27 protein-coding genes are annotated in these 25410 nt (G+C 54.9%); 18 read left to right on the top strand and 9 right to left on the bottom strand.

The window, feature by feature from the left end; all coding sequences use genetic code 11:
* Nucleotides 1-126 precede the first annotated feature (126 nt).
* The 9 genes from HMPREF3178_RS05890 (at nucleotide 127) to cysM (ending at nucleotide 7697) form a co-directional block, all read left to right on the top strand.
* Entirely contained in the window at nucleotides 127-552 is a 426-nt protein-coding gene (locus HMPREF3178_RS05890) for a GNAT family acetyltransferase (protein ID WP_004104360.1), read from the top strand.
* Nucleotides 539-988, top strand: coding sequence for a DUF2919 domain-containing protein (locus tag HMPREF3178_RS05885; protein ID WP_004104358.1), 450 nt, complete (start codon nucleotides 539-541; stop codon nucleotides 986-988). Before HMPREF3178_RS05890 ends, HMPREF3178_RS05885 begins: the two co-directional genes overlap by 14 nt.
* Before the next feature lie 61 nt (nucleotides 989-1049).
* Nucleotides 1050-1625, top strand: a complete 576-nt coding sequence (locus HMPREF3178_RS05880) for an RpoE-regulated lipoprotein (protein ID WP_004104355.1) — start codon at nucleotides 1050-1052, stop codon at nucleotides 1623-1625.
* Nucleotides 1626-1717: 92 nt separating this feature from the next.
* A complete protein-coding gene (locus tag HMPREF3178_RS05875) occupies nucleotides 1718-2617 on the top strand; it encodes a Dyp-type peroxidase (RefSeq protein WP_004104353.1) in 900 nt (299 codons plus the stop codon).
* Between the two features lie 226 nt (nucleotides 2618-2843).
* Complete coding sequence (gene cysP / locus HMPREF3178_RS05870) at nucleotides 2844-3860, top strand: thiosulfate/sulfate ABC transporter substrate-binding protein CysP (protein ID WP_004104352.1); 1017 nt, start codon at nucleotides 2844-2846, stop codon at nucleotides 3858-3860.
* Nucleotides 3860-4693, top strand: a complete 834-nt coding sequence (gene cysT, locus HMPREF3178_RS05865; protein ID WP_004104350.1) for a sulfate/thiosulfate ABC transporter permease CysT — start codon at nucleotides 3860-3862, stop codon at nucleotides 4691-4693. The genes cysP and cysT overlap by 1 nt, the downstream gene beginning before the upstream one ends.
* On the top strand, nucleotides 4693-5568 hold the full coding sequence (gene cysW, locus HMPREF3178_RS05860; protein WP_004104348.1) for a sulfate/thiosulfate ABC transporter permease CysW: 876 nt from the start codon (nucleotides 4693-4695) through the stop codon (nucleotides 5566-5568). The genes cysT and cysW overlap by 1 nt, the downstream gene beginning before the upstream one ends.
* A complete protein-coding gene (gene cysA / locus HMPREF3178_RS05855) occupies nucleotides 5558-6652 on the top strand; it encodes a sulfate/thiosulfate ABC transporter ATP-binding protein CysA (protein WP_047720808.1) in 1095 nt (364 codons plus the stop codon). The genes cysW and cysA overlap by 11 nt, the downstream gene beginning before the upstream one ends.
* A gap of 133 nt (nucleotides 6653-6785) precedes the next feature.
* Nucleotides 6786-7697: a cysteine synthase CysM gene (cysM, locus tag HMPREF3178_RS05850; RefSeq protein WP_026056015.1), complete on the top strand. Its 912-nt coding sequence runs from the start codon at nucleotides 6786-6788 to the stop codon at nucleotides 7695-7697.
* On the opposite strand, the gene HMPREF3178_RS05845 is transcribed toward cysM, so the two are convergent.
* The 3 genes from HMPREF3178_RS05845 to ptsJ are packed head-to-tail and all read right to left on the bottom strand — an operon-like array spanning nucleotide 7694 to nucleotide 10167.
* Nucleotides 7694-8101 carry a YybH family protein gene (locus HMPREF3178_RS05845; protein ID WP_070585075.1) on the bottom strand — a complete coding sequence of 136 codons (408 nt, stop codon included), beginning with the start codon at nucleotides 8099-8101 and terminating at the stop codon, nucleotides 7694-7696. The genes cysM and HMPREF3178_RS05845 overlap by 4 nt on opposite strands.
* 45 nt (nucleotides 8102-8146) lie before the next feature.
* The gene (locus HMPREF3178_RS05840) at nucleotides 8147-8854 is read right to left on the bottom strand and encodes a type 1 glutamine amidotransferase (RefSeq protein ID WP_004104342.1); all 708 of its coding nucleotides are present in this window, start codon (nucleotides 8852-8854) and stop codon (nucleotides 8147-8149) included.
* A 14-nt stretch (nucleotides 8855-8868) separates the two neighbouring features.
* Nucleotides 8869-10167: a MocR-like B6 salvage transcription factor PtsJ gene (gene ptsJ / locus HMPREF3178_RS05835; protein WP_070585074.1), complete on the bottom strand. Its 1299-nt coding sequence runs from the start codon at nucleotides 10165-10167 to the stop codon at nucleotides 8869-8871.
* Between the two features lie 82 nt (nucleotides 10168-10249).
* Between ptsJ and pdxK the strand changes: the two genes are divergently transcribed.
* Nucleotides 10250-11116: a pyridoxine/pyridoxal/pyridoxamine kinase gene (gene pdxK / locus HMPREF3178_RS05830; protein WP_004114329.1), complete on the top strand. Its 867-nt coding sequence runs from the start codon at nucleotides 10250-10252 to the stop codon at nucleotides 11114-11116.
* Entirely contained in the window at nucleotides 11113-11352 is a 240-nt protein-coding gene (locus HMPREF3178_RS05825; RefSeq protein WP_004104337.1) for a hypothetical protein, read from the top strand. Before pdxK ends, HMPREF3178_RS05825 begins: the two co-directional genes overlap by 4 nt.
* 42 nt (nucleotides 11353-11394) lie before the next feature.
* Here the strand turns inward: HMPREF3178_RS05825 and crr are convergent, their stop codons facing one another.
* The 5 genes from crr to cysZ all read right to left on the bottom strand — a co-directional run bounded on the left by crr (nucleotide 11395) and on the right by cysZ (nucleotide 16250).
* Complete coding sequence (crr, locus tag HMPREF3178_RS05820; RefSeq protein WP_000522253.1) at nucleotides 11395-11904, bottom strand: PTS glucose transporter subunit IIA; 510 nt, start codon at nucleotides 11902-11904, stop codon at nucleotides 11395-11397.
* 42 nt (nucleotides 11905-11946) lie between these two features.
* Nucleotides 11947-13674, bottom strand: coding sequence for a phosphoenolpyruvate-protein phosphotransferase PtsI (gene ptsI / locus HMPREF3178_RS05815; protein ID WP_004104336.1), 1728 nt, complete (start codon nucleotides 13672-13674; stop codon nucleotides 11947-11949).
* Nucleotides 13675-13718: 44 nt separating this feature from the next.
* Nucleotides 13719-13976 carry a phosphocarrier protein Hpr gene (gene ptsH / locus HMPREF3178_RS05810; RefSeq protein WP_002913505.1) on the bottom strand — a complete coding sequence of 86 codons (258 nt, stop codon included), beginning with the start codon at nucleotides 13974-13976 and terminating at the stop codon, nucleotides 13719-13721.
* A gap of 381 nt (nucleotides 13977-14357) precedes the next feature.
* Nucleotides 14358-15329 (bottom strand): cysteine synthase A, encoded by a 972-nt coding sequence (cysK, locus tag HMPREF3178_RS05805; protein WP_004104335.1) that lies wholly within the window; start codon nucleotides 15327-15329, stop codon nucleotides 14358-14360.
* A gap of 159 nt (nucleotides 15330-15488) precedes the next feature.
* The gene (gene cysZ, locus HMPREF3178_RS05800) at nucleotides 15489-16250 is read right to left on the bottom strand and encodes a sulfate transporter CysZ (RefSeq protein WP_070585073.1); all 762 of its coding nucleotides are present in this window, start codon (nucleotides 16248-16250) and stop codon (nucleotides 15489-15491) included.
* Nucleotides 16251-16480: 230 nt separating this feature from the next.
* On the opposite strand from cysZ, the gene zipA reads away from it, so the two are divergent.
* The 3 genes from zipA (at nucleotide 16481) to HMPREF3178_RS05785 (ending at nucleotide 19834) form a co-directional block, all read left to right on the top strand.
* Nucleotides 16481-17524, top strand: a complete 1044-nt coding sequence (zipA, locus tag HMPREF3178_RS05795) for a cell division protein ZipA (protein ID WP_053064315.1) — start codon at nucleotides 16481-16483, stop codon at nucleotides 17522-17524.
* 74 nt (nucleotides 17525-17598) lie between these two features.
* Nucleotides 17599-19623, top strand: coding sequence for an NAD-dependent DNA ligase LigA (gene ligA, locus HMPREF3178_RS05790; RefSeq protein ID WP_004114323.1), 2025 nt, complete (start codon nucleotides 17599-17601; stop codon nucleotides 19621-19623).
* Complete coding sequence (locus tag HMPREF3178_RS05785) at nucleotides 19616-19834, top strand: DUF3820 family protein (RefSeq protein ID WP_004104331.1); 219 nt, start codon at nucleotides 19616-19618, stop codon at nucleotides 19832-19834. The genes ligA and HMPREF3178_RS05785 overlap by 8 nt, the downstream gene beginning before the upstream one ends.
* Here HMPREF3178_RS05785 and HMPREF3178_RS05780 read toward each other — a convergent pair.
* Nucleotides 19831-20829: a bile acid:sodium symporter family protein gene (locus tag HMPREF3178_RS05780; protein ID WP_004104330.1), complete on the bottom strand. Its 999-nt coding sequence runs from the start codon at nucleotides 20827-20829 to the stop codon at nucleotides 19831-19833. The genes HMPREF3178_RS05785 and HMPREF3178_RS05780 overlap by 4 nt on opposite strands.
* Nucleotides 20830-20918: 89 nt before the next feature.
* Between HMPREF3178_RS05780 and HMPREF3178_RS05775 the strand changes: the two genes are divergently transcribed.
* From HMPREF3178_RS05775 to HMPREF3178_RS05760, 4 genes are all read left to right on the top strand, one after another.
* Nucleotides 20919-21845, top strand: coding sequence for a LysR family transcriptional regulator (locus HMPREF3178_RS05775; RefSeq protein WP_004114320.1), 927 nt, complete (start codon nucleotides 20919-20921; stop codon nucleotides 21843-21845).
* 122 nt (nucleotides 21846-21967) lie between these two features.
* Entirely contained in the window at nucleotides 21968-22801 is an 834-nt protein-coding gene (xapA, locus tag HMPREF3178_RS05770; RefSeq protein WP_070555667.1) for a xanthosine phosphorylase, read from the top strand.
* A gap of 59 nt (nucleotides 22802-22860) precedes the next feature.
* Entirely contained in the window at nucleotides 22861-24117 is a 1257-nt protein-coding gene (locus tag HMPREF3178_RS05765; RefSeq protein WP_004104319.1) for a nucleoside permease, read from the top strand.
* A gap of 98 nt (nucleotides 24118-24215) precedes the next feature.
* Nucleotides 24216-25100: a LysR family transcriptional regulator gene (locus HMPREF3178_RS05760; RefSeq protein WP_049591735.1), complete on the top strand. Its 885-nt coding sequence runs from the start codon at nucleotides 24216-24218 to the stop codon at nucleotides 25098-25100.
* Nucleotides 25101-25410: the final 310 nt, after the last annotated feature.

The following is a 25410-nucleotide window of genomic DNA, read 5'->3' as shown; positions in this document are numbered from 1 at the left end:
CTTTTCATTTCAATACATGACAAAGTCATATTATGCCATTTTTTGCGGCTCATTGCGCCTGATATTGGCTAGCGGGCACAATCGCGCCATAATCTCTGTTTTTAACCGTTAATGGTGGGCAATACCATGGAGATACGCGTTTTTCGCCAACAAGATTTCGAAGAGGTTATTACCCTGTGGGAGCGCTGCGATCTCCTGCGGCCATGGAACGATCCGGAAATGGATATTGAGCGTAAGCTGAACCACGACGCCAGCCTGTTTCTGGTGGCCGAAGTTAACGGTGAAGTGGTTGGTACGGTGATGGGCGGTTACGACGGTCACCGCGGCTCTGCTTATTATCTCGGCGTGCATCCGGAATATCGCGGTCGCGGTATTGCTAACGCGCTGCTTAATCGGCTGGAGAAAAAGCTGATTGCCCGCGGCTGCCCGAAAATAAACATTATGATCCGCGAAGATAATGATGTGGTTCAGGGGATGTACGAACGCCTTGGCTATGAGCATTCGGACGTGCTTTGCCTCGGCAAACGCTTAATTGAAGATGAAGAATACTGAGTTTATCCCCGCCGATTTTGATACCCACGGCCGCCTGCGCTTGCCGTTCCTTTTTTGGTGCGTGCTGCTGCTTCAGGCGCGTACGTGGGTGCTGTTTCTGATGGCCGGCGCGTCGCGGCAGCAGGGTGACGCGCTGCTGAATCTGTTTTATCCGGATCACGATAATTTTTGGCTGGGATTGCTGCCCGGCATCCCGGCGGTACTGGCATTTCTCATCAGCGGTCATCGTCAGCGTTTTCCTCGCCTCTGGCCGATGATGCGCTGGCTTCTGGTGCTTTCTCAGAGCCTGCTGCTGGTCTGGCAGCCGCTGCTGTGGCTGAGCGGAGAATCGCCCTCGGCGGTGACCATCTCCCTGCTGGCGGCGGATCTTTATGCGCTCTGGTGGCTGTTAAGCAACCGTCGGTTGAAAGCCTGTTTTCGCGAAGAGCAGGTTTAACGGCACTTTTTGCCGATCGCGCACTCCAACTTGCGTTGAATTAATCAGAAAGGACTGAGTCATGAAATCGCGACGTTTACTTCTCTGCGCATTACCGCTGGCGTTAACCGGCTGCTCGACGATGAGCTCGGTTAACTGGTCGTCGGCTTATCCGTGGAACTGGTTTGGTTCCTCTACGCAAGTAACCGAACAGGGCGTAGGCAACCTGACGGCGACAACGCCGCTGAACGAGCAGGCGATCGGCGATGCGCTCGGCAGCAGCTACCGCCTGCGCAGCGGCATGAAAACGGCTAACGGCAATATTGTGCGCTACTTCGAAGCGTTAAAAGATGACAAGGTTGCGCTGACCATTAACGGCGAGAGCGGGACTATTAGCCGTATCGACGTGCGGGATAGCAACATCAAAGCCGCCAGCGGCGTGAAAATCGGGACCCCGTTTAGCGATATTTACAGCAAAGCGTTTGGCAACTGTCAGAAAGGCAGCAACGATAACGGTGCGGTGGTGGAGTGTAAGGCCGAGGGCAGCCAGCATATTAGCTATGCCTTTACCGGTAACTGGAGCGGCCCTGAGGAGTTAATGCCTTCCGATGACACGCTGAAAAACTGGAAGGTGAGCAAAATTATCTGGCGTCGCTAATTTGATCTGAAGTGATTCGACGTCCTGAAAAAGCGGGTACAATAGCGCCTTAAAAGCCACAGCGTTGTGGCTGTACTATTTCAGGAGGAGCGATGTCTCAGGTTCAGAGCGGCATTTTGCCGGAACATTGCCGTGCGGCGATTTGGATTGAAGCGAATGTCAAAGGCGATGTGGACGTACTGCGCGAAGCCAGCAGAGTGTTTGCCGATAAGTTAGCCACCTTTCAGACAAAATATCCGGAAGCTAAGCTGGGAGCAGTCGTCGCTTTCGGTCATCACGTCTGGCGCCATCTGAGCGGCGGCGTAGGGGCCGAAGAGTTAAAAGCGTTCCCGGGCTACGGTAAAGGTCTGGCTCCGTCGACCCAATATGATGTGCTGATTCATATCCTGTCCGCGCAGCATGAGCTGAACTTCTCCGTCGCTCAGGCGGCCATGTCCGCTTTTGGCGCCGCGATTGAGGTCAAAGAGGAGATTCACGGCTTCCGCTGGATTGAAGAGCGCGACCTCAGCGGTTTTGTTGACGGTACCGAAAACCCGGCGGGGGAAGAGACTCGTCGTGAAGTGGCGGTGATTCAGGATGGCGTGGATGCGGGCGGCAGCTACGTATTCGTGCAACGCTGGGAGCACAACCTCAAGCAGCTTAACCGCATGAGCGTTCCCGATCAGGAGATGATGATCGGCCGTACCAAAGAGGCCAACGAAGAGATTGACGGCGATGCTCGACCGGAAACCTCTCACCTGAGCCGCGTGGATTTAAAAGAAGAAGGGAAAGGGTTGAAGATTGTGCGTCAGAGCCTGCCTTACGGTACCGCCAGCGGTACTCACGGCCTCTACTTTTGCGCCTACTGCGCGCGTCTGCACAATATTGAACAGCAGCTGCTGAGTATGTTCGGTGATACCGACGGTAAGCGCGACGCGATGCTGCGTTTTACCAAACCGGTGACCGGCGGATACTACTTCGCGCCGTCCCTGGATAGGCTGCTGGCGCTGTAAGATCTCCTCCTCACCCTCTCCCCGCAGGGAGAGGGAACCGTTCGGCGCGGTCGGCAAGCGTCGCCCGTTTTCCGGTTCTGGATTCGTGATTCAGATAAGCTTTGCCATTCTCTTATTCTCTTTTCGACTTCCAAATCGCCAAACGGTATATAAAACCGTTACTCCTTTCATAGCCGTTATAAATATGATGATCAGCAGAAAATCATCATATTGATAAGGGTGCGCAATGGCCGTTAAATCACTGAAAAAAGGATATCTGGCGCTGGCTGCTTCTGTGCTGCTGGTTGCGCAGGCGCAGGCGACGGAACTGCTGAACAGCTCCTACGATGTTTCCCGCGAGCTGTTTGCCGCCCTTAACCCGCAGTTTGAACAGCAGTGGGCGAAAGATAACGGCGGCGATAAGCTGACGATTAAACAATCTCATGCCGGGTCATCAAAACAGGCGCTGGCGATTCTGCAGGGGCTTAAGGCCGACGTGGTGACCTACAATCAGGTGACCGACGTACAGATTCTGCACGACAAAGGCAAACTGATTCCCGCCGACTGGCAAAGCCGTCTGCCGAATAACAGCTCGCCGTTTTACTCCACCATGGGCTTCCTGGTGCGTAAAGGCAACCCGAAGAATATCCACGACTGGAATGACCTCGTGCGTTCCGACGTGAAGCTGATTTTCCCGAACCCAAAAACCTCCGGCAACGCGCGTTACACTTATTTAGCGGCGTGGGGCGCGGCGGACAAGGCTGACGGCGGCGATAAAGCGAAAACCGAGCAGTTCATGACCCAGTTCCTGAAAAACGTCGAAGTGTTTGATACCGGCGGTCGCGGGGCTACCACGACCTTCGCCGAGCGCGGTCTGGGCGATGTGCTGATCAGCTTCGAATCGGAAGTGAACAACATCCGTAAACAGTACGAAGATCAGGGATTTGAAGTGGTTATCCCGAAGACCAATATCCTGGCCGAATTCCCGGTGGCCTGGGTAGATAAAAACGTTCAGGCTAACGGAACGGAGAAAGCGGCGAAAGCCTATCTGAACTGGCTCTACAGCCCGCAGGCGCAGACGATCATCACCGACTATTACTATCGCGTGAACAACCCGAAGGTGATGGATTCGCTGAAAGATAAATTCCCGCAGACCGAGCTGTTCCGCGTGGAGGACCAGTTTGGCTCCTGGCCGGAAGTGATGAAAACCCACTTTGCCAGCGGCGGTGAGCTGGACAAACTGCTGGCGGCGGGGCGTAAGTAATGTTTGCTGTTGCCTCAAAGCGCGTGCTGCCGGGCTTTACCCTGAGCCTCGGCACCAGCCTGCTGTTCGTGTGCTTAATTCTGCTGCTGCCGCTGAGCGCGCTGGTGATGCAGCTCGCGGAAATGACCTGGAGTCAATACTGGGATGTGATCAGCAACCCGCAGGTGGTAGCCGCTTATAAAGTCACCCTGCTGTCGGCCTTTGTGGCGTCGATCTTTAACGGCGTATTTGGCCTGCTGATGGCGTGGATCCTCACGCGCTACCGCTTTCCGGGGCGCACGTTGCTGGACGCGCTGATGGATCTGCCGTTTGCGCTACCGACGGCGGTGGCGGGCCTGACGCTGGCCTCGCTGTTCTCCGTCAACGGCTTTTATGGTGAATGGCTGGCGAAGCTTGATATTAAAGTGACCTATACCTGGCTGGGTATCGCCGTGGCGATGGCCTTTACCAGTATTCCGTTTGTGGTTCGTACGGTGCAGCCGGTACTGGAAGAGCTGGGGCCGGAATATGAAGAAGCGGCGGAAACCCTGGGCGCGACGCGCTGGCAGAGCTTTCGCAAAGTGGTGCTGCCGGAGCTTTCACCTGCGCTGATGGCCGGCGTCGCGCTGTCGTTTACCCGCAGCCTGGGAGAGTTCGGCGCGGTTATTTTTATCGCCGGTAACATCGCGTGGAAAACGGAAGTGACCTCGCTGATGATTTTTATTCGTTTGCAGGAGTTTGATTACCCTGCCGCCAGCGCGATTGCTTCGGTGATCCTCGCGGCATCGTTACTGCTGCTGTTCTCAATCAACACCCTGCAAAGTCGCTTTGGTCGACGCGTGGTAGGTCATTAATGGCGATCGTTGCTCAATTAAAGCGTTATGACGCCCCCCGCATTAACTGGGGGAAATGGTTTTTGATCGGTATCGGGATGCTGGTTTCCGCCTTTATCCTGATTGTACCGATGGTCTATATCTTCGTGCAGGCTTTCAGCAAAGGTCTGATGCCGGTGCTGCATAACCTGGCCGATCCGGACATGCTGCATGCCATCTGGCTGACGGTGATGATCGCCTTAATTACCGTGCCGGTGAATCTGGTGTTTGGCACGCTGCTGGCATGGCTGGTGACGCGTTTTAACTTTCCCGGCCGCCAGCTGCTGCTGACGTTGCTGGATATTCCGTTTGCCGTCTCGCCGGTGGTGGCGGGGTTGGTTTATCTGCTGTTTTATGGCTCTAATGGCCCGCTTGGCGGCTGGCTGGATGAGCATAACCTACAGATTATGTTTGCCTGGCCCGGTATGGTGCTGGCGACCATTTTTGTGACCTGTCCGTTTGTGGTTCGCGAGCTGGTGCCGGTGATGATGAGCCAGGGCAGTAATGAGGATGAAGCGGCGATTCTGCTCGGCGCTTCTGGCTGGCAGATGTTCCGCCGGGTGACGCTGCCAAACATCCGCTGGGCGCTGCTGTATGGCGTGGTGCTGACTAACGCCCGCGCGATCGGCGAATTCGGCGCCGTATCGGTTGTTTCCGGCTCTATCCGCGGCGAAACCTTGTCGCTGCCGCTGCAAATAGAACTACTGGAGCAGGACTACAATACCGTTGGTTCGTTTACCGCCGCGGCTCTGCTGACGTTAATGGCTATTTTGACCCTGTTTTTGAAGAGTATGGTGCAATGGCGTTTGGCCAATCAGGAAAAACGCGCGCAACTGGAGGGAAATCATGAGCATTGAGATTGCCAATATTAAGAAGTCTTTTGGTCGCACCCAGGTGCTGAATGATATCTCGCTGGATATCCCTTCCGGACAGATGGTCGCGCTGTTGGGGCCGTCAGGCTCCGGGAAAACCACGCTGCTGCGCATCATTGCCGGGCTGGAGAATCAGTCCAGCGGGCACATTCGTTTTCACGGTACCGACGTCAGCCGGGTGCACGCTCGCGACCGTAAAGTTGGCTTTGTTTTTCAGCACTATGCGCTGTTTCGTCATATGACGGTGTTCGACAACATTGCCTTCGGCCTGACGGTGCTGCCTAAGCGTGAACGGCCAAATGCCGCCGGGATCAAAGCGAAAGTTACCAAACTGCTGGAGATGGTTCAGCTGGCGCATCTGGCCGATCGCTATCCGGCCCAGCTTTCCGGCGGACAGAAGCAGCGCGTCGCGTTAGCGCGCGCGCTGGCGGTCGAACCGCAAATTCTGCTGCTGGATGAGCCTTTCGGCGCGCTGGATGCCCAGGTACGTAAAGAACTGAGACGCTGGCTGCGTCAGCTGCATGAAGAGCTAAAGTTTACCAGCGTATTCGTTACCCACGATCAGGAAGAGGCGACCGAAGTCGCGGATCGCGTGGTGGTGATGAGCCAGGGCAATATTGAACAGGCGGATGCGCCCGATCGGGTATGGCGCGAGCCGGCAACCCGCTTTGTACTGGAATTTATGGGCGAAGTGAACCGCCTGAAAGGCACCATTCGCGGCGGACAGTTTCACGTGGGCGCGCATCGCTGGCCGTTAGGCTATACCCCGGCGTATCAGGGGCCGGTGGATCTGTTCCTGCGGCCGTGGGAAGTGGATATCAGCCGGCGCACCAGCCTGGATTCACCGTTGCCGGTACATGTGCTGGAAGCGAGCCCGAAAGGCCACTACACCCAATTAGTTGTGCAGCCTCTCGGGTGGTATGACGAACCGCTCACCGTGGTGTATCAGGGCGAAGAGGCGCCGTATCGCGGGGAACGCCTGTTTGTCGGCTTGCAGAATGCCCGCCTGTACAACGGTCGTGAGCGTATTGAGCCGCGCGAGGAGCTTGCTCTGGCCGAATCGGCCTGATAGCTTAATCCGCATGTTTATCGCCGTTTTCGCAACGGCAGGATTGGGTAGCCCGGATAAGACGCCTGCGTCGCCATCCGGGGATGTTTGCAGGCCGGGTAAACGCTTCCCGGCCTTTTTATTGGGCAAAACCGTGAATACATTAGAACAAACAATCGGCAACACGCCTCTGGTGAAGCTACAGCGTCTGGGACCAGATAACGGCAGCGAAATCTGGGTCAAACTGGAAGGGAATAACCCGGCCGGTTCGGTAAAAGATCGCGCCGCGCTTTCGATGATTGTCGAAGCGGAAAAGCGCGGCGAAATTAAGCCCGGCGATGTATTGATTGAAGCAACCAGCGGCAATACCGGCATTGCGCTGGCGATGATCGCCGCGCTTAAAGGCTATCAGATGAAGCTGCTGATGCCAGATAATATGAGCCAGGAGCGACGTGCGGCCATGCGCGCCTACGGGGCGGAGCTGATCCTGGTCACCAAAGAGCAGGGAATGGAAGGGGCTCGCGATCTGGCGCTGGCGATGGCCCAGCGCGGTGAAGGCAAGCTGCTGGACCAGTTCAACAATCCGGACAATCCCTATGCCCACTACACCACTACCGGGCCGGAAATCTGGCGGCAGACAGAAGGGCGGATAACCCATTTTGTCTCCAGCATGGGCACCACCGGCACCATTACCGGCGTTTCCCGCTTTCTGCGCGAACAGGCTAAAGCGGTGAGCATCGTGGGGCTGCAGCCGGAAGAGGGCAGCAGTATTCCCGGCATTCGCCGCTGGCCTGCCGAATATATGCCGGGGATTTTTAATGCGCAGCTGGTGGATGCGGTGCTGGATATTCATCAACAGGACGCGGAAAACACCATGCGGATGCTGGCGGTGCAGGAAGGGATTTTCTGCGGTGTGAGTTCAGGCGGCGCGGTGGCGGGCGCGCTACGCATTGCCCGTGAAAATCCTGGCGCGGTAGTGGTAGCGATCGTTTGCGATCGCGGCGATCGCTACCTTTCGACCGGCGTATTTGGCGAAGAGCACTTTACCCAGGGCGCGGGAATTTAAACTTCGGGCGCGTCAAGCAGATCCGTACCGTAAGAGTTATCAACGGTACACAGCCAGCGCTCGCCCTGCTGCTGAAAGACGTAGGTTGCGCGGCGCGTAACCTGAGTTATCCCGGCTTCCGCTGTCGGTATATCCAGCCGGGTTTCCATGATCACCAGCGCATTGCCGCCGCCTTCAATAATCTCCATTTTCCCCTGCGTTACCACCAGCCGGTGCTGGAAATAGTCGGCAATGGCGATAAACGCTTTACGGATATTTTCTTTCCCCTTGACGACCATGCCCGGTTTGACCACCAGCGCGGCGTCGTCGGCGTAATACTCCATCAACGTCGCGTAATCTTCCTGCGAGATAGCGCGATCGCAGGCTTCAATGGCGGCTTTAAGCTGCGGATTGGGATTGTGCATTTCAGGCGATCCTTAAATTATCGGGCTTTAATAAAAGCATTTTGCTTACTTTTCCGTCAGCTTATCAAGGAATGTCCACAGCTTCTGATTCATTTCGCGGTAATCCCAGGCGCGCATCTCCTGTTCGCTGCGGATGAAGCGTCTGCCTCTGGCGGCGCTGAGCTCCTGCTGTGAATGGGCGATCAGCAGTTCGATGACCTCAGCGTCAAATTCCATATGGCACTGGAAGCCATAAACCCGATCGCGATATTTCACAATTTGCCGCGGGCAGCCTTCGCTGGAGGCCAGCACCTCCGCTTCCGGCGTCAGGCCAGGCATATCGTTATGCCAGTGGCCCACGACCAGCGACGGGCCAAAATGGGCCAGTTTGCCGTCCTGCAGGCCGGCGGTGGTGAGCGTTATCGGAAAGTGGCCAATCTCTTTTTCCGGACTTTGCATGACCGGCGCGCCCAGCGCTTCGCCGATAAGCTGCGAACCGAGACAAATCCCCACCACGATCCGCCCGGCGGCAATGGCCTGCGCAATCAAACGCTGCTCGGCGTGGGTATCAAAATATGGGCATTCGGCTAGGGTGGTACGCGGAGATTGCGGGCCGCCCAGCACTACCAGCATATCAAAGGCGTTAGCATTTTCCGGTAGCGCATCCCCGGCATAAACCCGCGACCAGCTGGTATCGTAACCGCGCGCCTGCGCCCAGTGCAGATAAGCTCCCGGCGCTTCAAAGACTTCATGGACGATAAAGTGGATCTGCATAGCGTTAACTCCCGTCACTGTTGTTGTAATATCTGACATAAGTCACTGGCGAGCTTATTAATTTCTTCATCGCTGAGCGTAGCAAGTGACAGCCGCAGCCCGTGTGAAGGGGCGCGAATTCCGAACGTTTCGCCTTCGCGGACCAGCCAGCCAGCATGCGCCAGGCGAAGCGCTACCGGCTGGCTTGGTTCCTCCAGCGGAAACCAAAAGTTCAGGCCGTCTCCTGGCGTCAGGTGGGTTATCCCGCAGCGAGCGAGCGCGGCGATCAGCTTTTCATGTTGCCGACGATAGTGGCGGCGACTCTCCGTCAGCGATGCCATAAATGCGTCATCATTAAGACAAGCGATGACCAGATCCTGCAGCAGATGGCTGACCCACTGGCTACCGGAATTAAGCCTCAGGCGCAGCGCCGCCGACGTTTCGCAATCGCTGGCAACGATAGCCAGACGCATGTCCGGCCCAAGGGTTTTCGACAGCGAGCGTACCAGCGCCCAGCGCCGGCTTTCGGCGGCCAGCGGAGAGTGCCAGGGCGTTGAGGAGAGCAGGGCGAAATGGTCATCAATAATCACCAGAACCTGCGGATAGCGGGCCAGGATATCGCGTATCGCCCGGGCGCGGGGCTCGCTAAGGCTACAGCCCGTCGGATTATGCGCTCGCGGGGTGATGATCACCGCCCGGGCGCCGTTGCGCAGCGCCTCCTCAAGGGCATCAGGCTGCATGCCTTCAGCGTCGACCGGCACCGGCGAGGGGGTGAAGCCGGCATAGCGCAGCATATTAATACTGCTGAGAAAGCAGGGATCTTCGATAGCCACGCTATCGCCCGGCAGCAGCAGGGCGCACAGCAGACGTTCGAGCGCATCGATAGCGCCGCTGGCGAGGTTAATCTCCGCGTCCACGCCTGAATCTTTGCTCATCCAGGCATGGGCCCACGCGGCCAGCCGTGGGTCAACCGCCGCATCGCCGTACAGGCGTGGAGCGGCGGCGATAGCGCTGAGGTAGTTTTTGACGTTCGCCAGGCGCGTGGGATCGGGGTTGCCGCTGGAGATATCTTTTAGCGGCGAAGAGGGATCGCCACCTTCAAGGGCGGGAAGCGTATTATGCGTCTTAATGGCCGTACCGTTACGCCCCTGGCTAATGGCCAGACCGGAGGTCACCAGTCGCTTATAGGCGGCGGCGACCGTATTGCGGTTAACCGACAGCTTGCCAGCCAGTTCGCGTACCGGCGGCAAAACATCGCCAGGCTTGAGTATGCCGCTTTGCACCAGATGGCGGATATTATCGAAGATCTCACTGGCAGTTTTTCCAACGATCATTATTGACCTATGACAAAATGAAATTTAGCATAGGACGAATGATAATCAGAGTATGACCCGCTGTCCAGCGGGGGGAGAAAGGATGGGCCAGCAGGATGAAATACAATCGGTGCTCTTCAACGATAAAAGTCGGGCACTACAGGTCGATATCGTGGCCGTGCAGTCGCAGGTGGTCTACGGCAGCGTAGGAAACAGTATTGCGATACCGGCGATAAAGCAGCACGGCCTGCGGGTTATCGCGGTGCCGACGGTGTTGTTCAGCAATACTCCGCACTATGACACCTACTATGGCGGCGTCATCCCGGAAGAGTGGTTTGCCGGTTATTTAAAGGCGCTGGAGGAGCGTGACGCCCTGCGCGAGTTGCGGGCGGTCACGACCGGCTATATGGGAAGCGCGGTGCAGATTAAGCGCCTTGCGCAATGGCTGCAGCGCATTCGCGAGCATCATCCCGAGCTGTGTATTCTCGTTGATCCCGTCATTGGCGATGTGGATAGCGGTATTTATGTTAAAGCCGAGATTCCGGAAGCCTATCGTACTCATTTGCTCCCGCTGGCGCAGGGAATCACGCCTAATCTGTTTGAACTGGAGACGCTAAGCGGACTGCCTTGCCATAATCAGCAGGAGGCGATTATCGCCGCCCGCAGCCTGCTCTCTGATTCGTTGAAATGGGTCGTTATTACCAGCGCGCCGGGAGCGGATAGCGCCACGATCAACGTGCTGGTGGTTAGCGCAGAATCGGTTGAGGTGATCGAACATCCGCGCGTAGAAACCGACCTTAAGGGAACGGGCGATCTTTTTTGCGCCGAGCTGGCGAGCGGCCTGGTGTGCGGAATACCGCTGGGTGATGCCGCTCATGCCGCCGCGCAGCGGGTGCTGGCGGTAATGACCTGGACCGATGAACAGGGCTGCGACGAGCTTATTCTTCCGCCGTCAGGGGAGGGGATATGAAGAGCTATCGTTTAGTGGTTCGTCAGCAGGGAAGAGTCGTCGGCCATTTTGAGACGACCGGCAGCGAAGCGCTGGAAGATGTTTGCGAAGTGGGGTCGCTATTTGGCGCCGTTGGCGGATATCAGTGTGATTTACAGGTTTCTGATAGCGAGAAGCGGATTCTGGAAAGCGGCCCTGAGGGGATGAAAATACTTTCACGGGAGAAGTGCTATCGGCCATTCAAAGCGGCGAGATAAAAAAATGGCGCCCTGAGAGGCGCCATTCTTCTGCGGCAAGAATTACTTCTTGATGCGGATAACCGGAGTTTCACCCACGGTTACGCTACCGGACAGTTTGATCAGCTCTTTGATCTCGTCCATGTTAGAGATAACAACCGGAGTCAGGGTAGACTTGGCTTTCTCTTCCAGCAGCGGCAGATCGAATTCGATAACCGGGTCGCCGACTTTCACACGCTGGCCTTCTTCAGCGATACGTTTGAAGCCTTCGCCTTTCAGTTCAACGGTATCAATACCGAAGTGAACGAACAGCTCGATGCCGCTATCAGATTCGATTGAAAACGCATGGTTGGTTTCAAAAATTTTACCGATGGTACCATCTACCGGCGCAACCATTTTGTTGCCAGTAGGTTTGATAGCAATGCCATCACCCACAATTTTTTCCGCAAACACTACATCCGGCACGTCTTCGATGTTGACGATCTCGCCAGAGAGCGGGGCAACAATCTCAATAGTTCCGGTGTCTTTTTTGTCATCAGAAACCAGAGATTTCAATTTATCGAACAAACCCATGATCTTCTCCTAAGCAGTAATTTGGGCCGCGCATCTCGTGAATTAGCAGATTGTTTTTTCTTCAATGAACTTGTTAACCAGCGTCATTAACTCGTCCGTTGTCGGTTGAGCAAGAGCCTGCTCTGCTAATACCTTCGCATCTTCGAAGTTCGTGTTACGAATAATCTTCTTAATGCGCGGGATGGAAATGGCGCTCATAGAGAACTCGTCCAGACCCATACCCAGCAACAGAAGTGTAGCACGTTCATCGCCCGCAAGCTCACCGCACATGCCGGTCCATTTGCCTTCAGCATGAGAAGCATCAATAACTTGCTTAATCAGCGTCAGCACAGACGGGGACATTGGCTGGTAAAGATGTGAAATCATATCATTACCACGGTCAACTGCCAGAGTATACTGCGTTAAATCATTGGTACCGATACTAAAGAAATCAACTTCTTTGGCTAAGTGACGTGCAATAGTCGCAGCGGCAGGGGTTTCCACCATTACGCCAATCTCGATTGCTTCGTCAAATGCTTTACCTTCGTCGCGCAGTTCCTGCTTGTAGATTTCGATCTCTTTTTTCAGTGCACGCACTTCTTCAACAGAGATGATCATCGGGAACATGATGCGCAGTTTACCGAAAGCAGAGGCGCGCAGGATGGCACGTACCTGGTCGCGCAGAATTTCTTTGCGATCCATGGCGATACGCACGGCGCGCCAGCCGAGGAACGGGTTCTCTTCTTTCGGGAAGTTCATGTACGGCAGCTCTTTGTCGCCGCCGATGTCCATGGTACGAACAATAACGGCCTGAGAGCCGCATGCTTCGGCAACCGCTTTATAAGCCGCGAACTGTTCTTCTTCAGTTGGCAGCGAATCACGGTCCATGAACAGGAATTCAGTACGATATAAACCAACGCCTTCTGCGCCGTTACGCTCGGCACCTTCAACGTCGCGTACGGTACCGATATTGGCGCAAACTTCAACCTGATGGCCGTCCAGCGTAATTGCCGGCAGGTCTTTCAGCTTAGCCAGTTCAGCTTTCTCTTCAGCGACCTGAGCCTGCAGGTTACGCAGCTCTTCGATCTGCTGGTCGCTCGGGTTAACCAGAACCTGGTTATTTACAGCGTCGAGAATCAGATAATCGCCGTTTTTCACCTGGCTTGTGACGCTACCGGTGCCCACGATGGCCGGCAGTTCCAGAGAACGCGCCATGATGGAGGTGTGGGAAGTACGGCCGCCCGCGTCGGTGATAAAGCCCAGCACCTTGTTCAGGTTCAGCTGTGCGGTTTCAGACGGGGTGAGGTCTGCGGCAACCAGGATAACTTCATCCTGAATTGCGCTAAGATCGATGATGGCCAGGCCGAGAATGTTGCGCAGCAGGCGCTTACCGATGTCGCGTACGTCAGCAGCACGCTCTTTCAGGTATTCATCGTCCAGTTCTTCCAGGGCAGTAGCCTGACCTTCGATAACTTCATTGGCTGCCGCATCGGCAGTCATGTGCTTATCTTTAATCAGGGCTATGATTTCCTGCTCAAGCTCCTCATCTTCCAGCAGCATGATGTGCCCTTCGAAGATGGCTTCTTTTTCTTCACCGAAAGTTTCACCAGCTTTGGTTTTGATGACCTCCAGCTGGGCGGAGGCCTTGGTGCGGCCGTTCAGAAAACGTTCAACTTCCTGATCAACCTTATCGGCAGAAATTTTCTTCCGGTCGATGACAATTTCATCTTCTTTCAGCAGAAGAGCCTTGCCGAAAGCGATACCCGGGGATGCTAAAATGCCTGAAATCATAACCCTACCTTACTTGTGACTGATATTAAAAAGAACCCGTGAACTTACTCGAGTTCAGCCATCAGTTTAACCAGATGCTCAACTGCTTTTTGCTCATCTTCGCCTTCGGCAGAGAGAGTTACAACGGTACCCTGGGTCAGGCCCAGAGTCTGCAGTTTGAACAGGCTTTTGGCGCTGGCGCTTTTGCCGTTGGAGGTTACAGTGATCTCAGAAGTGAAGCCTTTTGCTTCTTTAACAAACTGAGCAGCAGGGCGGGTGTGCAGACCGTTCGGAGCGGTAATAGTAACTTCTTGCTGGAACATTATATTTCCCCAACTTATAGGTTTAGTGTTGTGGACCTAAAGTTTAGCCTAACGGCCAAACTTTAGCCTGTATCGTTAGCGCCGGCATTACGTGTCCGGCTTCGGCACCAGCAGCTGAGAATCGCTGTGGAAACCTTCAGGCCATTAACGTCTACCACGTCATTAAACATTATGCCGCTAAAGGAAGACTTGAACCAAATCATAAAATCGATTCAGCTTATGGAAATCCCAATCGGAATAATTTCGCGCATCGAAATAAATGTGCTGGTTAAATACCAGACCCAACGAAGTGAATCAATGCCAGGAGGGGTAAAAGTTTGATGTGCGCCACAAAAAAGCACCTGAAAAGGTGCTTTTTTACACGATATTAACAAGCTGGCATTACTGTTGCAGTTCTTTCTCTGTGAACAGATCCGCAAACAATGCAGTGCTTAAATAGCGCTCACCTGAAGAGGGTAGGATAACCACAATATTCTTGTTGGTAAAGGATTCATCCTCCTGCAGCTTCAGCGCAGCGGCAACGGCGGCGCCAGAAGAGATACCAGCCAGAATGCCTTCCTCTTCCATCAGACGGCGTGCGGTGGAGATCGCCTCCTCGTTGGTGATCGCTACCACTTTATCAACCAGTTTCAAATCCAGGTTGCCGGGAATGAAGCCTGCGCCAATACCCTGAATTTTATGCGGGCCGGGCTTAAGCTCTTCGCCTGCCAGCGCCTGGGCGATAACCGGGGAATCGGTAGGTTCTACGGCAACGGTAATCAGATCTTTTTTACCTTTGGTGCCTTTGATATAGCGGCTCACGCCGGTCAGCGTACCGCCGGTACCGACGCCGGAGATGAAGACGTCGACCTGACCATCAGTATCTTCCCAGATTTCCGGGCCGGTGGTTTTTTCGTGAATTTCCGGGTTGGCCGGGTTGCTAAACTGCTGCAGCAGCAGGAATTTCTCCGGATTGCTGGCGACGATCTCTTCGGCCTTCTGGATGGCGCCCTTCATGCCTTTTGCGCCTTCGGTCAGGACCAGATTGGCGCCCAGCGCCTTCAGCAGTTTACGACGTTCGATGCTCATCGTCTCGGGCATCGTCAGCGTCAATTTGTAACCGCGCGCCGCCGCCACGTAGGCCAGCGCGATACCAGTATTACCGCTGGTAGGTTCTACCAGCTCAACGCCGGGTTTCAGCACGCCGCGTTTTTCGGCATCCCAAATCATATTGGCACCGATACGGCATTTTACGCTAAAGCTCGGGTTACGTGATTCTACCTTTGCCAGGATGCGCCCGTTACCGATGCGGTTCAGTCGTACCAGCGGCGTATGGCCGATAGTCAGGGAGTTGTCTTCAAAAATCTTACTCATGGCCTGTCCTTAACTGTATGAAATTTGGGAGTACGGCTTCAGCATACCCGCTTAAAGAATATGCGGAAGTAAGGATTTAGCATATCTATATTCGGAAGGGAAATAATGGCAAGCCAGAAGTAATAAGGAGCGGCATAAGCCGCTCCGAACGAGATAGCGCTATTTCCACATCGCGTGTTTGTCACGGTAGCAATCAACCCACATCGCCGTCGCGCCGCAAATTGCGACGGGCAGGATCACGAGGTTGAGCACCGGGATCATGGTAAACAGGCTGGTCAGAGCGCCAAACTGCATGTTGGTGACTTTGCGGGTGCGTAGCGCCTGGCGCATGGTTTTAAACGGCACTTTATGGTTATCAAAAGGATAATCGCAGTATTGAATTGCCAGCATCCAGGCGCTGAACAGGAACCACAGCACCGGGGCGACGGTCTGGCCGAAACCGGGAATAAAATAGAGAAGCAAAAGGACGATCGCCCGCGGCAGATACCAGGCAAACTTCTGCCACTCGCGCTTCATGATGCGCGGCACATCTTTCAGGATACCGAAAATTCCGACGTCCGGCGGCGTCGCGCCAGTCAGACGCGCCTCAAGCTGCTCGGCCAGAAGGCCGCTAAAGGGCGCGGCAATCCAGTTGGCGATAGTCGAGAAGAAGTAGCCGAACACCAGCAGAATAGAAATGACGACGATGGGCCACAGCAGATAGTTAAGCCATTGCAGCCATTCAGGAACATGGCTCATCAAAGAAGGGAGCCAGCTATCCAGTCGCGTGAACAACCACCAGAATGCGCCACCCATCAGCACGATGTTGACGAGTAGAGGGAGGAAGACGTATCGACGGATCCCCGGCAGCCCGATCAGCTTCCAACCCTGCGAAAAATAGTAGACGCCACTGCGCGGGGTCGTTACGGATGATGAAACCATAGTCAGGTGATACTCCTTTTTTAACATCCAGGCTGAATGTCGGGCTATTTTATCGGGTTAGCCGACAATAACCAGTTAGGAAATGTTCGAAAAAACAGCAAAAAGCACGATTTAGTTCATCTTTATGTAGTGAAAGCCCCAGACGCACTTGCACTTGATGTAATCGGCAAATACTCTTAGTGAGTAAATGTTTGCCGTGGTGGCAAGGTGTTAGAACAACAGAGAATATAATGATGCAGGATTTGCGTCTGATATTAATCATTGTTGGCGCGATCGCCATAATCGCTTTACTGGTGCACGGTTTTTGGACCAGCCGTAAAGAACGTTCCTCGATGTTTCGCGATCGCCCACTGAAACGTATGAAGTCTCGCGACGATGAAGAGTCGGAAGGCGACGACTTTGATGACGATGTTGAAGGCGTTGGTGAAGTCCGGGTTCATCGGGCGAGTCATGCGCCGAACGGCGTTCATGGGGAGCATGAAGCACCTCGTCAGCCGCCGCAGCACCAGTATCAGCCTCCTTATGAGCGTCAGGCGCAGCAGCCTGTGCGCCCGGAAGAGCCTGCCCGTGCAGCGCAGCAGCCGCATCAGCAGCCAGTTCACTCTCAGGCTCCGGTTCAGCAACCGCATTATGCCGCGCCGACGCAGCAGCCGGTGACACAGCCCGTGCAGCCCCAGCAGCCGCCGCAAACGCAGCCACAGCAATCGCCGCAGCCACAGCAGCATGTGCAGCAACCCGTTCAGCATGTGCAGCAGCCGGTTCAACAGCAGCCTGTTGCCGCTCCGCAGCCGCAGCCGACGCCTGAACCTCCGGCCCCTGAGCCGCAGCCGGCAGCGCCGCAGCCTAAAGAGCGCAAGGAGACGGTCATCGTGATGAACGTCGCCGCGCATCATGGCGCGCAGCTTAACGGCGAGCTGCTCATCAACAGTATCCAGCAGGCGGGCTTCAAATTTGGCGATATGAATATTTTCCATCGTCACCTGAGCCCGGACGGTAGCGGCCAGGTGCTTTTCAGTCTGGCGAATATGGTCAAACCTGGCACCTTTAATCCGGACAGCATGGCGGATATGATGACCCCTGGGGTGACTATCTTTATGCAGGTTCCGTCCTTTGGCGATGAACTGCAAAACTTTAAGCTGATGCTGCAGTCCGCGCAGTACATCGCCGATGAAGTCGGTGGCGTGGTGCTGGACGACCAGCGTCGTATGATGACGCCGCAAAAACTGCGTGAATATCAGGACCGCATTCGTGAAGTAAAAGAGGCGAACGCCTGATCCCGCTTTTTGCGTTTAATCTACTTATCCTGAACCCCCGCCCGTCGGGGGTTTTTTATCATTGATGGTGTGATATGGAATCGAACGAACAAAAACTGACTGAACTGCGAACCACGCTTCGCCATCATGAATATCTCTACCACGTCATGGATACGCCGGAAATTCCTGATGCGGAATACGATCGGTTAATGCGTGAACTGCGCGAGCTGGAAGCTCAGCACCCGGAGCTGATCACCCCAGACTCGCCCACCCAGCGCGTCGGCGCCGCACCGCTAGCCTCCTTTAGCCAGATCCGCCATGAAGTTCCGATGCTGTCGCTCGATAACGTCTTTGATGAGGAGAGTTTCCTCGCGTTTAACAAGCGGGTGCAGGACCGTCTGAAAAATAGTGATGATCTTACCTACTGCTGCGAGCTCAAGCTGGATGGCCTGGCGGTCAGTATCCTCTATGAGAACGGCTTGCTGGTACAGGCGGCGACCCGCGGAGATGGAACGACCGGTGAAGATATTACCTCCAACGTGCGTACCATCCGCGCGATCCCCCTGAAGCTACGCGGCGACAATATTCCGCAGCGGCTTGAGGTTCGCGGAGAGGTGTTTCTGCCGCAGGCAGGGTTCGAAAAAATTAATGAAGAGGCCCGGCGAACCGGGGGGAAAGTCTTTGCTAACCCGCGTAACGCCGCAGCAGGTTCTTTACGTCAGCTCGATCCGCGGATTACCGCGAAGCGTCCGCTCACTTTCTTTTGCTATGGCGTGGGCGTGCTGGAAGGCGGCGAGCTGCCGGCCAGCCACTCGGCACGCTTGCAGCAGTTTAAGTTCTGGGGGCTGCCGGTCAGCGAGCGCGTAAAACTCTGCCATACGCCAGAGGAAGTGCTTACTTACTATCGCAAGGTAGAAGAAGATCGACCGAATCTGGGATTTGATATCGACGGAGTGGTGATCAAAGTCGATTCGCTTGCGTTACAGGAACAGCTTGGCTTCGTAGCCCGCGCGCCGCGCTGGGCGGTGGCGTTTAAGTTTCCGGCGCAGGAGCAGATGACTTTCGTGCGCGACGTTGAGTTTCAGGTCGGGCGAACCGGCGCCATCACGCCGGTTGCGCGTCTTGAGCCGGTACACGTCGCCGGAGTACTGGTCAGCAACGCGACCCTCCACAATGCCGATGAAATCGAGCGCCTGGGACTGCGCATCGGCGATAAGGTAGTTATTCGTCGTGCCGGAGATGTGATTCCCCAGGTCGTGAACGTTGTGCTCTCAGAACGCCCGGAAGAGACGCAGGAAATCGTGTTCCCAACCCATTGTCCGGTATGCCACTCCGACGTCGAACGCGTTGAAGGCGAAGTGGTAACGCGCTGTACCGGCGGATTGATCTGCGGCGCGCAGCGCAAAGAGTCGCTCAAGCATTTTGTCTCCCGTCGCGCTCTGGACGTCGATGGTATGGGCGATAAAATCATCGATCAACTGGTAGAAAAAGAGTATGTGCACACGCCAGCCGATCTCTTTCAGCTGACGCCGGGTAAACTCACCGGGCTCGATCGCATGGGGCCAAAATCAGCGCAGAACATCGTGGATGCCCTGGAGAAGTCAAAAGAGACCACCTTCGCTCGTTTTCTTTATGCGCTGGGGATCCGTGAAGTGGGTGAGGCGACGGCAGCCGGTTTAGCGGCCCACTTTGGCACTATTGAGGCGCTTGAGCAGGCCTCGATTGACGATCTGCAAAAAGTGCCGGATGTCGGGATTGTCGTCGCCACGCACGTGCGTAATTTCTTTGCCGAAGAGAGCAACCGCGAAGTTATCGCTCAGCTGCGTAAAGAGGGCGTCCGCTGGCCTGCGCCGGTAGTGGTCAATGCTGAAGAGATTGATAGCCCGTTCGCCGGAAAAACGATTGTTCTGACCGGTAGCCTGAGCCAGCTCTCTCGTGACGATGCGAAAGCGCAGCTGGTTGCGCTGGGCGCGAAGGTTGCGGGCAGCGTGTCGAAGAAAACCGACCTGGTTATCGCCGGGGAGGCTGCGGGTTCTAAGCTCGCTAAAGCGCAGGAGCTGGGAATTGCGGTAATCGATGAAGACGAAATGCTGCGCCTGCTCGGAGAGTCGCGTGGATAAAGAGCAGCTTATTGAAATTGCCAATACGGAAATGCCGTTTGGCAAGTACAAAGGCCGTCGATTAATTGATGTGCCGGAAGAGTATCTGCTGTGGTTTGCCCGCAAGGATCAATTTCCTGCCGGGCATCTCGGCGAACTGATGGCATTAACCCTGTTGATTAAAACAGAGGGGCTGACCGGTCTGGTCCAGCCCCTTAAGCGTCCGCGTTAAGCTTCGGAGGCGCGGTTTTTTTCCTGCGCCTGCAATGCTTCGGCCTGGCGCTTATAGCGCCTCGCCAGCACTGCGCACACCATGAGCTGAATCTGATGGAAGATCATCAGCGGCAGCACCATGATCCCCAGGATTGAGGTCGGGAAGAGAATATTGGCCATTGGAATGCCGTTCGCCAGGCTCTTTTTCGACCCGCAGAAGACAATCGTAATTTCATCCGCTTTATTAAACCCACACCTGCGCGCTACAAACACGTTAATAGCTATCACAATTGCCAGCAGCACGATGCTGACAATAACGATGAACAGCAGCGATCCGATACCCACTTTGTGCCAGATACCGTTCACGACTGCCTCGCTGAATGCCGAATAAACGACCAGCAGGATAGAGGTCTGATCGGTTTTTGAGATCCACTTTTTATGTTTTGTCACCCAGTTGCCAATCCATGGGCGAGAAAGATGCCCCAGCACAAACGGCAGCAGCAGCTGCAGCATGATTTTACCAACCTGCTCCAGACTCCCGCCCGCGCCGTGCAGATTCATCAGCAGGCCGACCAGCAAAGGCGAAATGAAGATCCCCAGCAGGCTTGAGGCCGAGGCCGAGCATACCGCTGCCGCCACGTTACCGCCCGCCAGGGAAGTAAACGCGATGGCCGACTGGACGGTGGCTGGCAGAATGCAGAGATAAATAAACCCGGTGTATAGCGCCGGATCGACGTTGACAGGCGCCCACCAGGCAAACAGCACGCCAAGCACGGGAAAAACGATAAACGTGCTGCACATGACCCAGAGATGTAAACGCCAGTGGCTTCCTCCGGCAACGATCGCCTCACGCGAGAGTTTGGCGCCGTGCATAAAAAACAGCAGCGCGATGGCGGCGGTAGTTAAATGCTCAAAGAAGGGGACAAATCCGCCGCGAGCAGGAAAAAAAGAGGCCAGCAGGACGACGGTGACTAACGTTAGGGTGAATGGATCAAGAATGCGGAAAAATTTCATAAACGCTCCTGAAAATCGATGTCGCTATTGTGCTTTCTTTAGTTTGAGAAATAAAATCGATTTATTGCATCTATTCATGAAAAAAAGAGATGAATTACTCGCTACGACAGTTGAAGGTTTTTGTGACCGTTGCTCGCGTCAAAAGCTTTAGCCGGGCAGGGGAGAGTATTGGCCTTAGCCAGTCAGCGGTAAGCCATAGCGTCAAAGAGCTGGAGCATCAGACCGGGGTACGCTTGCTTGACCGAACGACGCGCGAAGTGGTGCTTACGGAGGCCGGCCAGCAGCTCGCGGCCCGGCTTGAGCGTCTGTTGGATGAACTAAACGGCACGCTGCGAGAGGCCGGACGCGTCGGGCAGCAGCTGATGGGAACCGTCCGGGTGGCGGCCAGCCAGACTATTTCCGCCCATCTTATCCCGCAGTGCATTGCCGACAGCAACCGTCGTTATCCGGAAATCGATTTCGTACTACACGACCGCCCCCAGCAGTGGGTGCTGGAGAGTATCCGCCAGGGGGAAGTGGATTTTGGCATTGTGATCGATCCTGGCGCTGCTACCGATTTACAGTGTGAGACGGTGCTCGCCGAACCTTTTCTGTTGCTTTGCCGTAGCGATCACCCTTTTGCCGGACGGAGCGCGGTGAACTGGCAAGACCTCCAGCAGCAGCGGCTGGTTCTGCAGGATTATGCTTCTGGTAGTCGTCCGCTGATTGACGCCGCGCTCTCGGGATTTGCCGTTAAAGCGAATATCGTGCAGGAAATCGGTCATCCGGCCACGCTATTTCCGATGGTTGAGTCGGGGATAGGTATCAGTATTTTACCCGCATTAGCGCTGCCGCTTCCTCAGGGCAGCCATTTGCAGGTGAAACGACTCACTCCGGTGGTGGAGCGTCAGCTGATGCTGGCGCGGCGTAAAAATCGCTCGCTTTCAACTGCCGCAGAAGCGCTGTGGGAGGTGGTGCGGCATCAGGCTGGCCAGCTGACCGCTTTGCGCGAGAATGACCCCTTGTATCAGAAATGAAATCAATAGCTTTTTGATATCGAACGTCCGGGAAAACTGTATTGGTAATCGATTGCGTACCCTCGTTATAACATCATGGTAGCCAATTAACTTATCGATTCTTCAGTTTCTAAGGACAGCTTATGAGCGACACGCTTTTTTCACAGAACCCATGGTATAGCGCAGACATCATTCGCGGACATAAGCCGGACTTTATGCCGCGGGTGGCTTTTATTCTTGGTTCGGGTCTTGGGGCGCTAGCGGAGCAAATTGAAGATGCAGTGGCGATTTCATACGAGAAGCTGCCTGGATTCCCGGTGAGTACCGTTCACGGCCATGCCGGCGAGCTGGTGTTGGGAAACCTGGCTGGCGTACCGGTTGCCTGCATGAAGGGGCGCGGGCACTTCTACGAAGGGCGCGGCATGACGGTCATGACCGATGCCATCCGTACGCTAAAGCTTCTGGGATGTGAACTGCTGTTTTGTACTAACGCGGCCGGTTCTCTTCGTCCAGAAGTGGGGCCGGGAAGTCTGGTGGCGCTGAGCGATCATCTTAATACTATGCCGGGTACGCCGATGGTGGGCCTGAATGATGAACGCTTCGGCGAGCGCTTTTTCTCGCTGGCAAATGCCTATGATGCGGATTATCGCGCCGTTCTGCAGCGCGTTGCGGCAGAGGAGGGTTTTCCGCTGACTGAAGGCGTATTTGTCTCCTATCCCGGGCCGAATTTTGAAACGGCGGCTGAGATCCGCATGATGCAAATTATCGGCGGCGATGTGGTGGGGATGTCCGTGGTGCCGGAGGTGATAAGCGCCCGCCATTGCGGGTTGAAAGTGGTGGCTGTTGCAGCGATTACTAATCTGGCTGAAGGTCTGGGCGATGTGAAGTTATCCCACGCGCAAACCCTGGCAGCGGCCGAACTCTCCCGGCAGAACTTTATCAACCTGATCTGCGGCTTCTTACGCAAACTGGCCTGAAAATAATAAATATTGACCCCGCTTGCGGGGTCTTACTTTAATGGCAAGGAACGGAAAAAATGGGTATCGCTTCTCGCTTAAAGCTCATGTCGTTTTTGCAATATTTTATCTGGGGAAGCTGGCTGGTCACCCTGGGTTCTTACATGATCAATACGCTGCATTTCACCGGCGCAAACGTCGGCATGGTGTATAGCTCTAAGGGGCTGGCGGCCATTATCATGCCCGGCATCATGGGGATCATTGCTGATAAATGGCTTCGTGCAGAACGGGCCTATATGTTCTGCCATTTGGTTGGCGCGGGAGTGCTTCTTTATGCGACGACCGTGACCGATCCGGATACGATGTTCTGGGTGATGCTCATTAACGCGATGGTCTACATGCCCACTATCTCCTTGTCTAACAGCGTCTGCTATTCATGTCTGTCGCAGTCCGGCCAGGATCCGGCGACCGCGTTTCCTCCCATTCGCGTTTTTGGCACTCTCGGTTTTATTGCCGCAATGTGGACGGTGAGCCTGATGGGGCTGGAGTTAAGCAGCGCACAGCTATATATCGCCTCTGCCGCGTCGCTATTACTGGCGATTTATGCATTTACGTTACCGAAAATTCCTGTCGTCGAGAAGAAAGCCGGAACCACCCTGGCCAGCCGGCTGGGGCTGGATGCCTTTGTGTTATTTAAAAATCCGCGGATGGCCATTTTCTTCTTTTTTGCGATGATGCTGGGAGCGGTACTGCAAATAACTAACGTCTTCGGTAATCCTTTCCTGCATGATTTTGCCCGCAATCCGGAGTTTGCCGACAGCTTTGTCGTACGTTATCCCTCAATTTTGCTTTCGGTGTCGCAGATGGCGGAGGTCGCTTTCATCCTCACCATACCGTTCTTTCTTAAACGCTTTGGCATCAAAACAGTCATGCTGATGAGTATGCTGGCATGGACGCTGCGCTTTGGCCTTTTCGCTTTTGGCGATCCCTCTCCGTTCGGTTTTGTGTTGCTGCTGATGTCGATGATTGTTTACGGCTGCGCATTCGACTTCTTTAATATTTCTGGATCGGTATTTGTTGAGCAGGAGGTCAGTGCCAATATTCGCGCCAGCGCCCAGGGCCTGTTTATGACCATGGTGAACGGCATTGGAGCATGGGTTGGTTCAGTTCTGAGCGGTATGGCCGTCGATTACTTCTCTATTGATGGCGTAAAAGACTGGCAGACTATCTGGCTGGTGTTCGCCGCCTATTCATTACTGCTGGCGGTTATTTTTGCCCTGTTCTTCCGCTATCAACATGAGCCTGAGAAACTTATCAACAAAGCGCTGACGCATTAATCTTCTTCAGCGGCGGAGTTTATACTCTGCCGTTTCATTTTCCAGGATGCAGTGTGGTAACTTTGCGCATTATCCTTCGCCTCAGGAGCGCATGTCCCATGGAACGCACGCATCGTATCGATCTGAAATTATTGCGCTATTTTCTGGCTGTCGCAGAAGAGCTGCATTTTGGTCGTGCGGCTGCCCGTCTGAACATGTCGCAACCGCCGCTTAGTATCCACATCAAGGAGCTGGAGCAGCAGCTCGGTACGCTGCTGTTTGTTCGCCACTCTCGTAGCGTGGCGTTGACCCATGCTGGAAAAATTCTGATGGAGGAGTCCCGCCGCCTACTTTCCAGCGCCAATCAGGCGCTGGCGCGAGTTGAGCAGATTGGCCGGGGTGAGGCGGGGAGGGTAGAACTGGGCGTGATAGGTACGGCGATGTGGGGGAAAATGCGCCCGGTAATGCGGCGTTTTTTGAAAGAGAACCCTAACGTAGAGGTGCTTTTCCGCGAGAACATGCCCGCCATGCAGATGGCGATGCTGGAGCGACGGGAGCTGGATGCCGGCGTGTGGCGGATGGCGACAGCGCCTACGCCAGGATTTACCAGCCTGCGTTTGCACGAGTCCTCTTTTCTGGTGGCCATGCCGGAGGAGCATCCGCTGGCGATGCTTGAGGCGATCCCGCTTGCGGCGCTGCGTAACGAATATTTTGTTACGATGCCTTCAATACATACCGACTGGACGTTTTTGCAGCGCGTCTGTCAGAGTGCCGGATTCTTGCCGATGATTATACGTGAAGTGATGGAGCCGCAAACGGTACTGGCTATGGTCAGCATGGGAATTGGTATTACGCTCATTGCCGATAGCTATGCGCAAATGACCTGGCCGGGCGTTGTGTTTCGTCCGCTGGAAGAGCGCGTACCCGCTGACTTGTATATTGTTTATGACCAACAACAGGCGACGCCCGCGCTGGAGAAGCTGGTAGCGGCGCTGGTGAATTGATGGTCAGTGCCGGATAGCAAGATGAAGGCCTGTGCCAGTTTCGTATATTGCAGATAGTAAAAAAGCGCCTTTAGGGCGCTTTTTTACATTGGTGGGTCGAGCAGGATGACTCGCTTCGCTTGCCCTTCGGGCCGTCGCCGCAGGCGGCTCCGTTGTCTCTCTTCGCTACTCGTCTCATCCTGAGACTCGCCCTTCGGGCAACGCTACGCGTTGTACAAAATTGTTCCCGACAATTTTGTCGACCCGAACCTGCAGCAGGTTCGAATCTTTTGAATCGCAGATAGCAAAAAAGCGCCTTTAGGGCGCTTTT

It is taken from the genome of Klebsiella sp. HMSC09D12, from assembly GCF_001808475.1.
Lineage (GTDB): Bacteria > Pseudomonadota > Gammaproteobacteria > Enterobacterales > Enterobacteriaceae > Klebsiella > Klebsiella oxytoca.
Note: the sequence above shows the minus strand (reverse complement) of the source record. Positions and strands in the feature narration are given on the sequence as shown.

Excerpts from the sequence above, each read along its gene's own strand:
- HMPREF3178_RS05890 (WP_004104360.1), top strand. The coding sequence starts at position 127 with ATGGAGATACGCGTTTTTCGCCAACAAGATTTCGAAGAGGTTATTACC.
- HMPREF3178_RS05885 (WP_004104358.1), top strand. The coding sequence starts at position 539 with ATGAAGAATACTGAGTTTATCCCCGCCGATTTTGATACCCACGGCCGC.
- HMPREF3178_RS05880 (WP_004104355.1), top strand. The coding sequence starts at position 1,050 with ATGAAATCGCGACGTTTACTTCTCTGCGCATTACCGCTGGCGTTAACC.
- HMPREF3178_RS05875 (WP_004104353.1), top strand. The coding sequence starts at position 1,718 with ATGTCTCAGGTTCAGAGCGGCATTTTGCCGGAACATTGCCGTGCGGCG.
- cysP (WP_004104352.1), top strand. The coding sequence starts at position 2,844 with ATGGCCGTTAAATCACTGAAAAAAGGATATCTGGCGCTGGCTGCTTCT.
- cysT (WP_004104350.1), top strand. The coding sequence starts at position 3,860 with ATGTTTGCTGTTGCCTCAAAGCGCGTGCTGCCGGGCTTTACCCTGAGC.
- cysW (WP_004104348.1), top strand. The coding sequence starts at position 4,693 with ATGGCGATCGTTGCTCAATTAAAGCGTTATGACGCCCCCCGCATTAAC.
- cysA (WP_047720808.1), top strand. The coding sequence starts at position 5,558 with ATGAGCATTGAGATTGCCAATATTAAGAAGTCTTTTGGTCGCACCCAG.
- HMPREF3178_RS05845 (WP_070585075.1), bottom strand. The coding sequence starts at position 8,101 with ATGCACAATCCCAATCCGCAGCTTAAAGCCGCCATTGAAGCCTGCGAT.
- HMPREF3178_RS05840 (WP_004104342.1), bottom strand. The coding sequence starts at position 8,854 with ATGCAGATCCACTTTATCGTCCATGAAGTCTTTGAAGCGCCGGGAGCT.
- ptsJ (WP_070585074.1), bottom strand. The coding sequence starts at position 10,167 with ATGATCGTTGGAAAAACTGCCAGTGAGATCTTCGATAATATCCGCCAT.
- pdxK (WP_004114329.1), top strand. The coding sequence starts at position 10,250 with ATGGGCCAGCAGGATGAAATACAATCGGTGCTCTTCAACGATAAAAGT.
- HMPREF3178_RS05825 (WP_004104337.1), top strand. The coding sequence starts at position 11,113 with ATGAAGAGCTATCGTTTAGTGGTTCGTCAGCAGGGAAGAGTCGTCGGC.
- crr (WP_000522253.1), bottom strand. The coding sequence starts at position 11,904 with ATGGGTTTGTTCGATAAATTGAAATCTCTGGTTTCTGATGACAAAAAA.
- ptsI (WP_004104336.1), bottom strand. The coding sequence starts at position 13,674 with ATGATTTCAGGCATTTTAGCATCCCCGGGTATCGCTTTCGGCAAGGCT.
- ptsH (WP_002913505.1), bottom strand. The coding sequence starts at position 13,976 with ATGTTCCAGCAAGAAGTTACTATTACCGCTCCGAACGGTCTGCACACC.
- cysK (WP_004104335.1), bottom strand. The coding sequence starts at position 15,329 with ATGAGTAAGATTTTTGAAGACAACTCCCTGACTATCGGCCATACGCCG.
- cysZ (WP_070585073.1), bottom strand. The coding sequence starts at position 16,250 with ATGGTTTCATCATCCGTAACGACCCCGCGCAGTGGCGTCTACTATTTT.
- zipA (WP_053064315.1), top strand. The coding sequence starts at position 16,481 with ATGATGCAGGATTTGCGTCTGATATTAATCATTGTTGGCGCGATCGCC.
- ligA (WP_004114323.1), top strand. The coding sequence starts at position 17,599 with ATGGAATCGAACGAACAAAAACTGACTGAACTGCGAACCACGCTTCGC.
- HMPREF3178_RS05780 (WP_004104330.1), bottom strand. The coding sequence starts at position 20,829 with ATGAAATTTTTCCGCATTCTTGATCCATTCACCCTAACGTTAGTCACC.
- HMPREF3178_RS05775 (WP_004114320.1), top strand. The coding sequence starts at position 20,919 with ATGAATTACTCGCTACGACAGTTGAAGGTTTTTGTGACCGTTGCTCGC.
- xapA (WP_070555667.1), top strand. The coding sequence starts at position 21,968 with ATGAGCGACACGCTTTTTTCACAGAACCCATGGTATAGCGCAGACATC.
- HMPREF3178_RS05765 (WP_004104319.1), top strand. The coding sequence starts at position 22,861 with ATGGGTATCGCTTCTCGCTTAAAGCTCATGTCGTTTTTGCAATATTTT.
- HMPREF3178_RS05760 (WP_049591735.1), top strand. The coding sequence starts at position 24,216 with ATGGAACGCACGCATCGTATCGATCTGAAATTATTGCGCTATTTTCTG.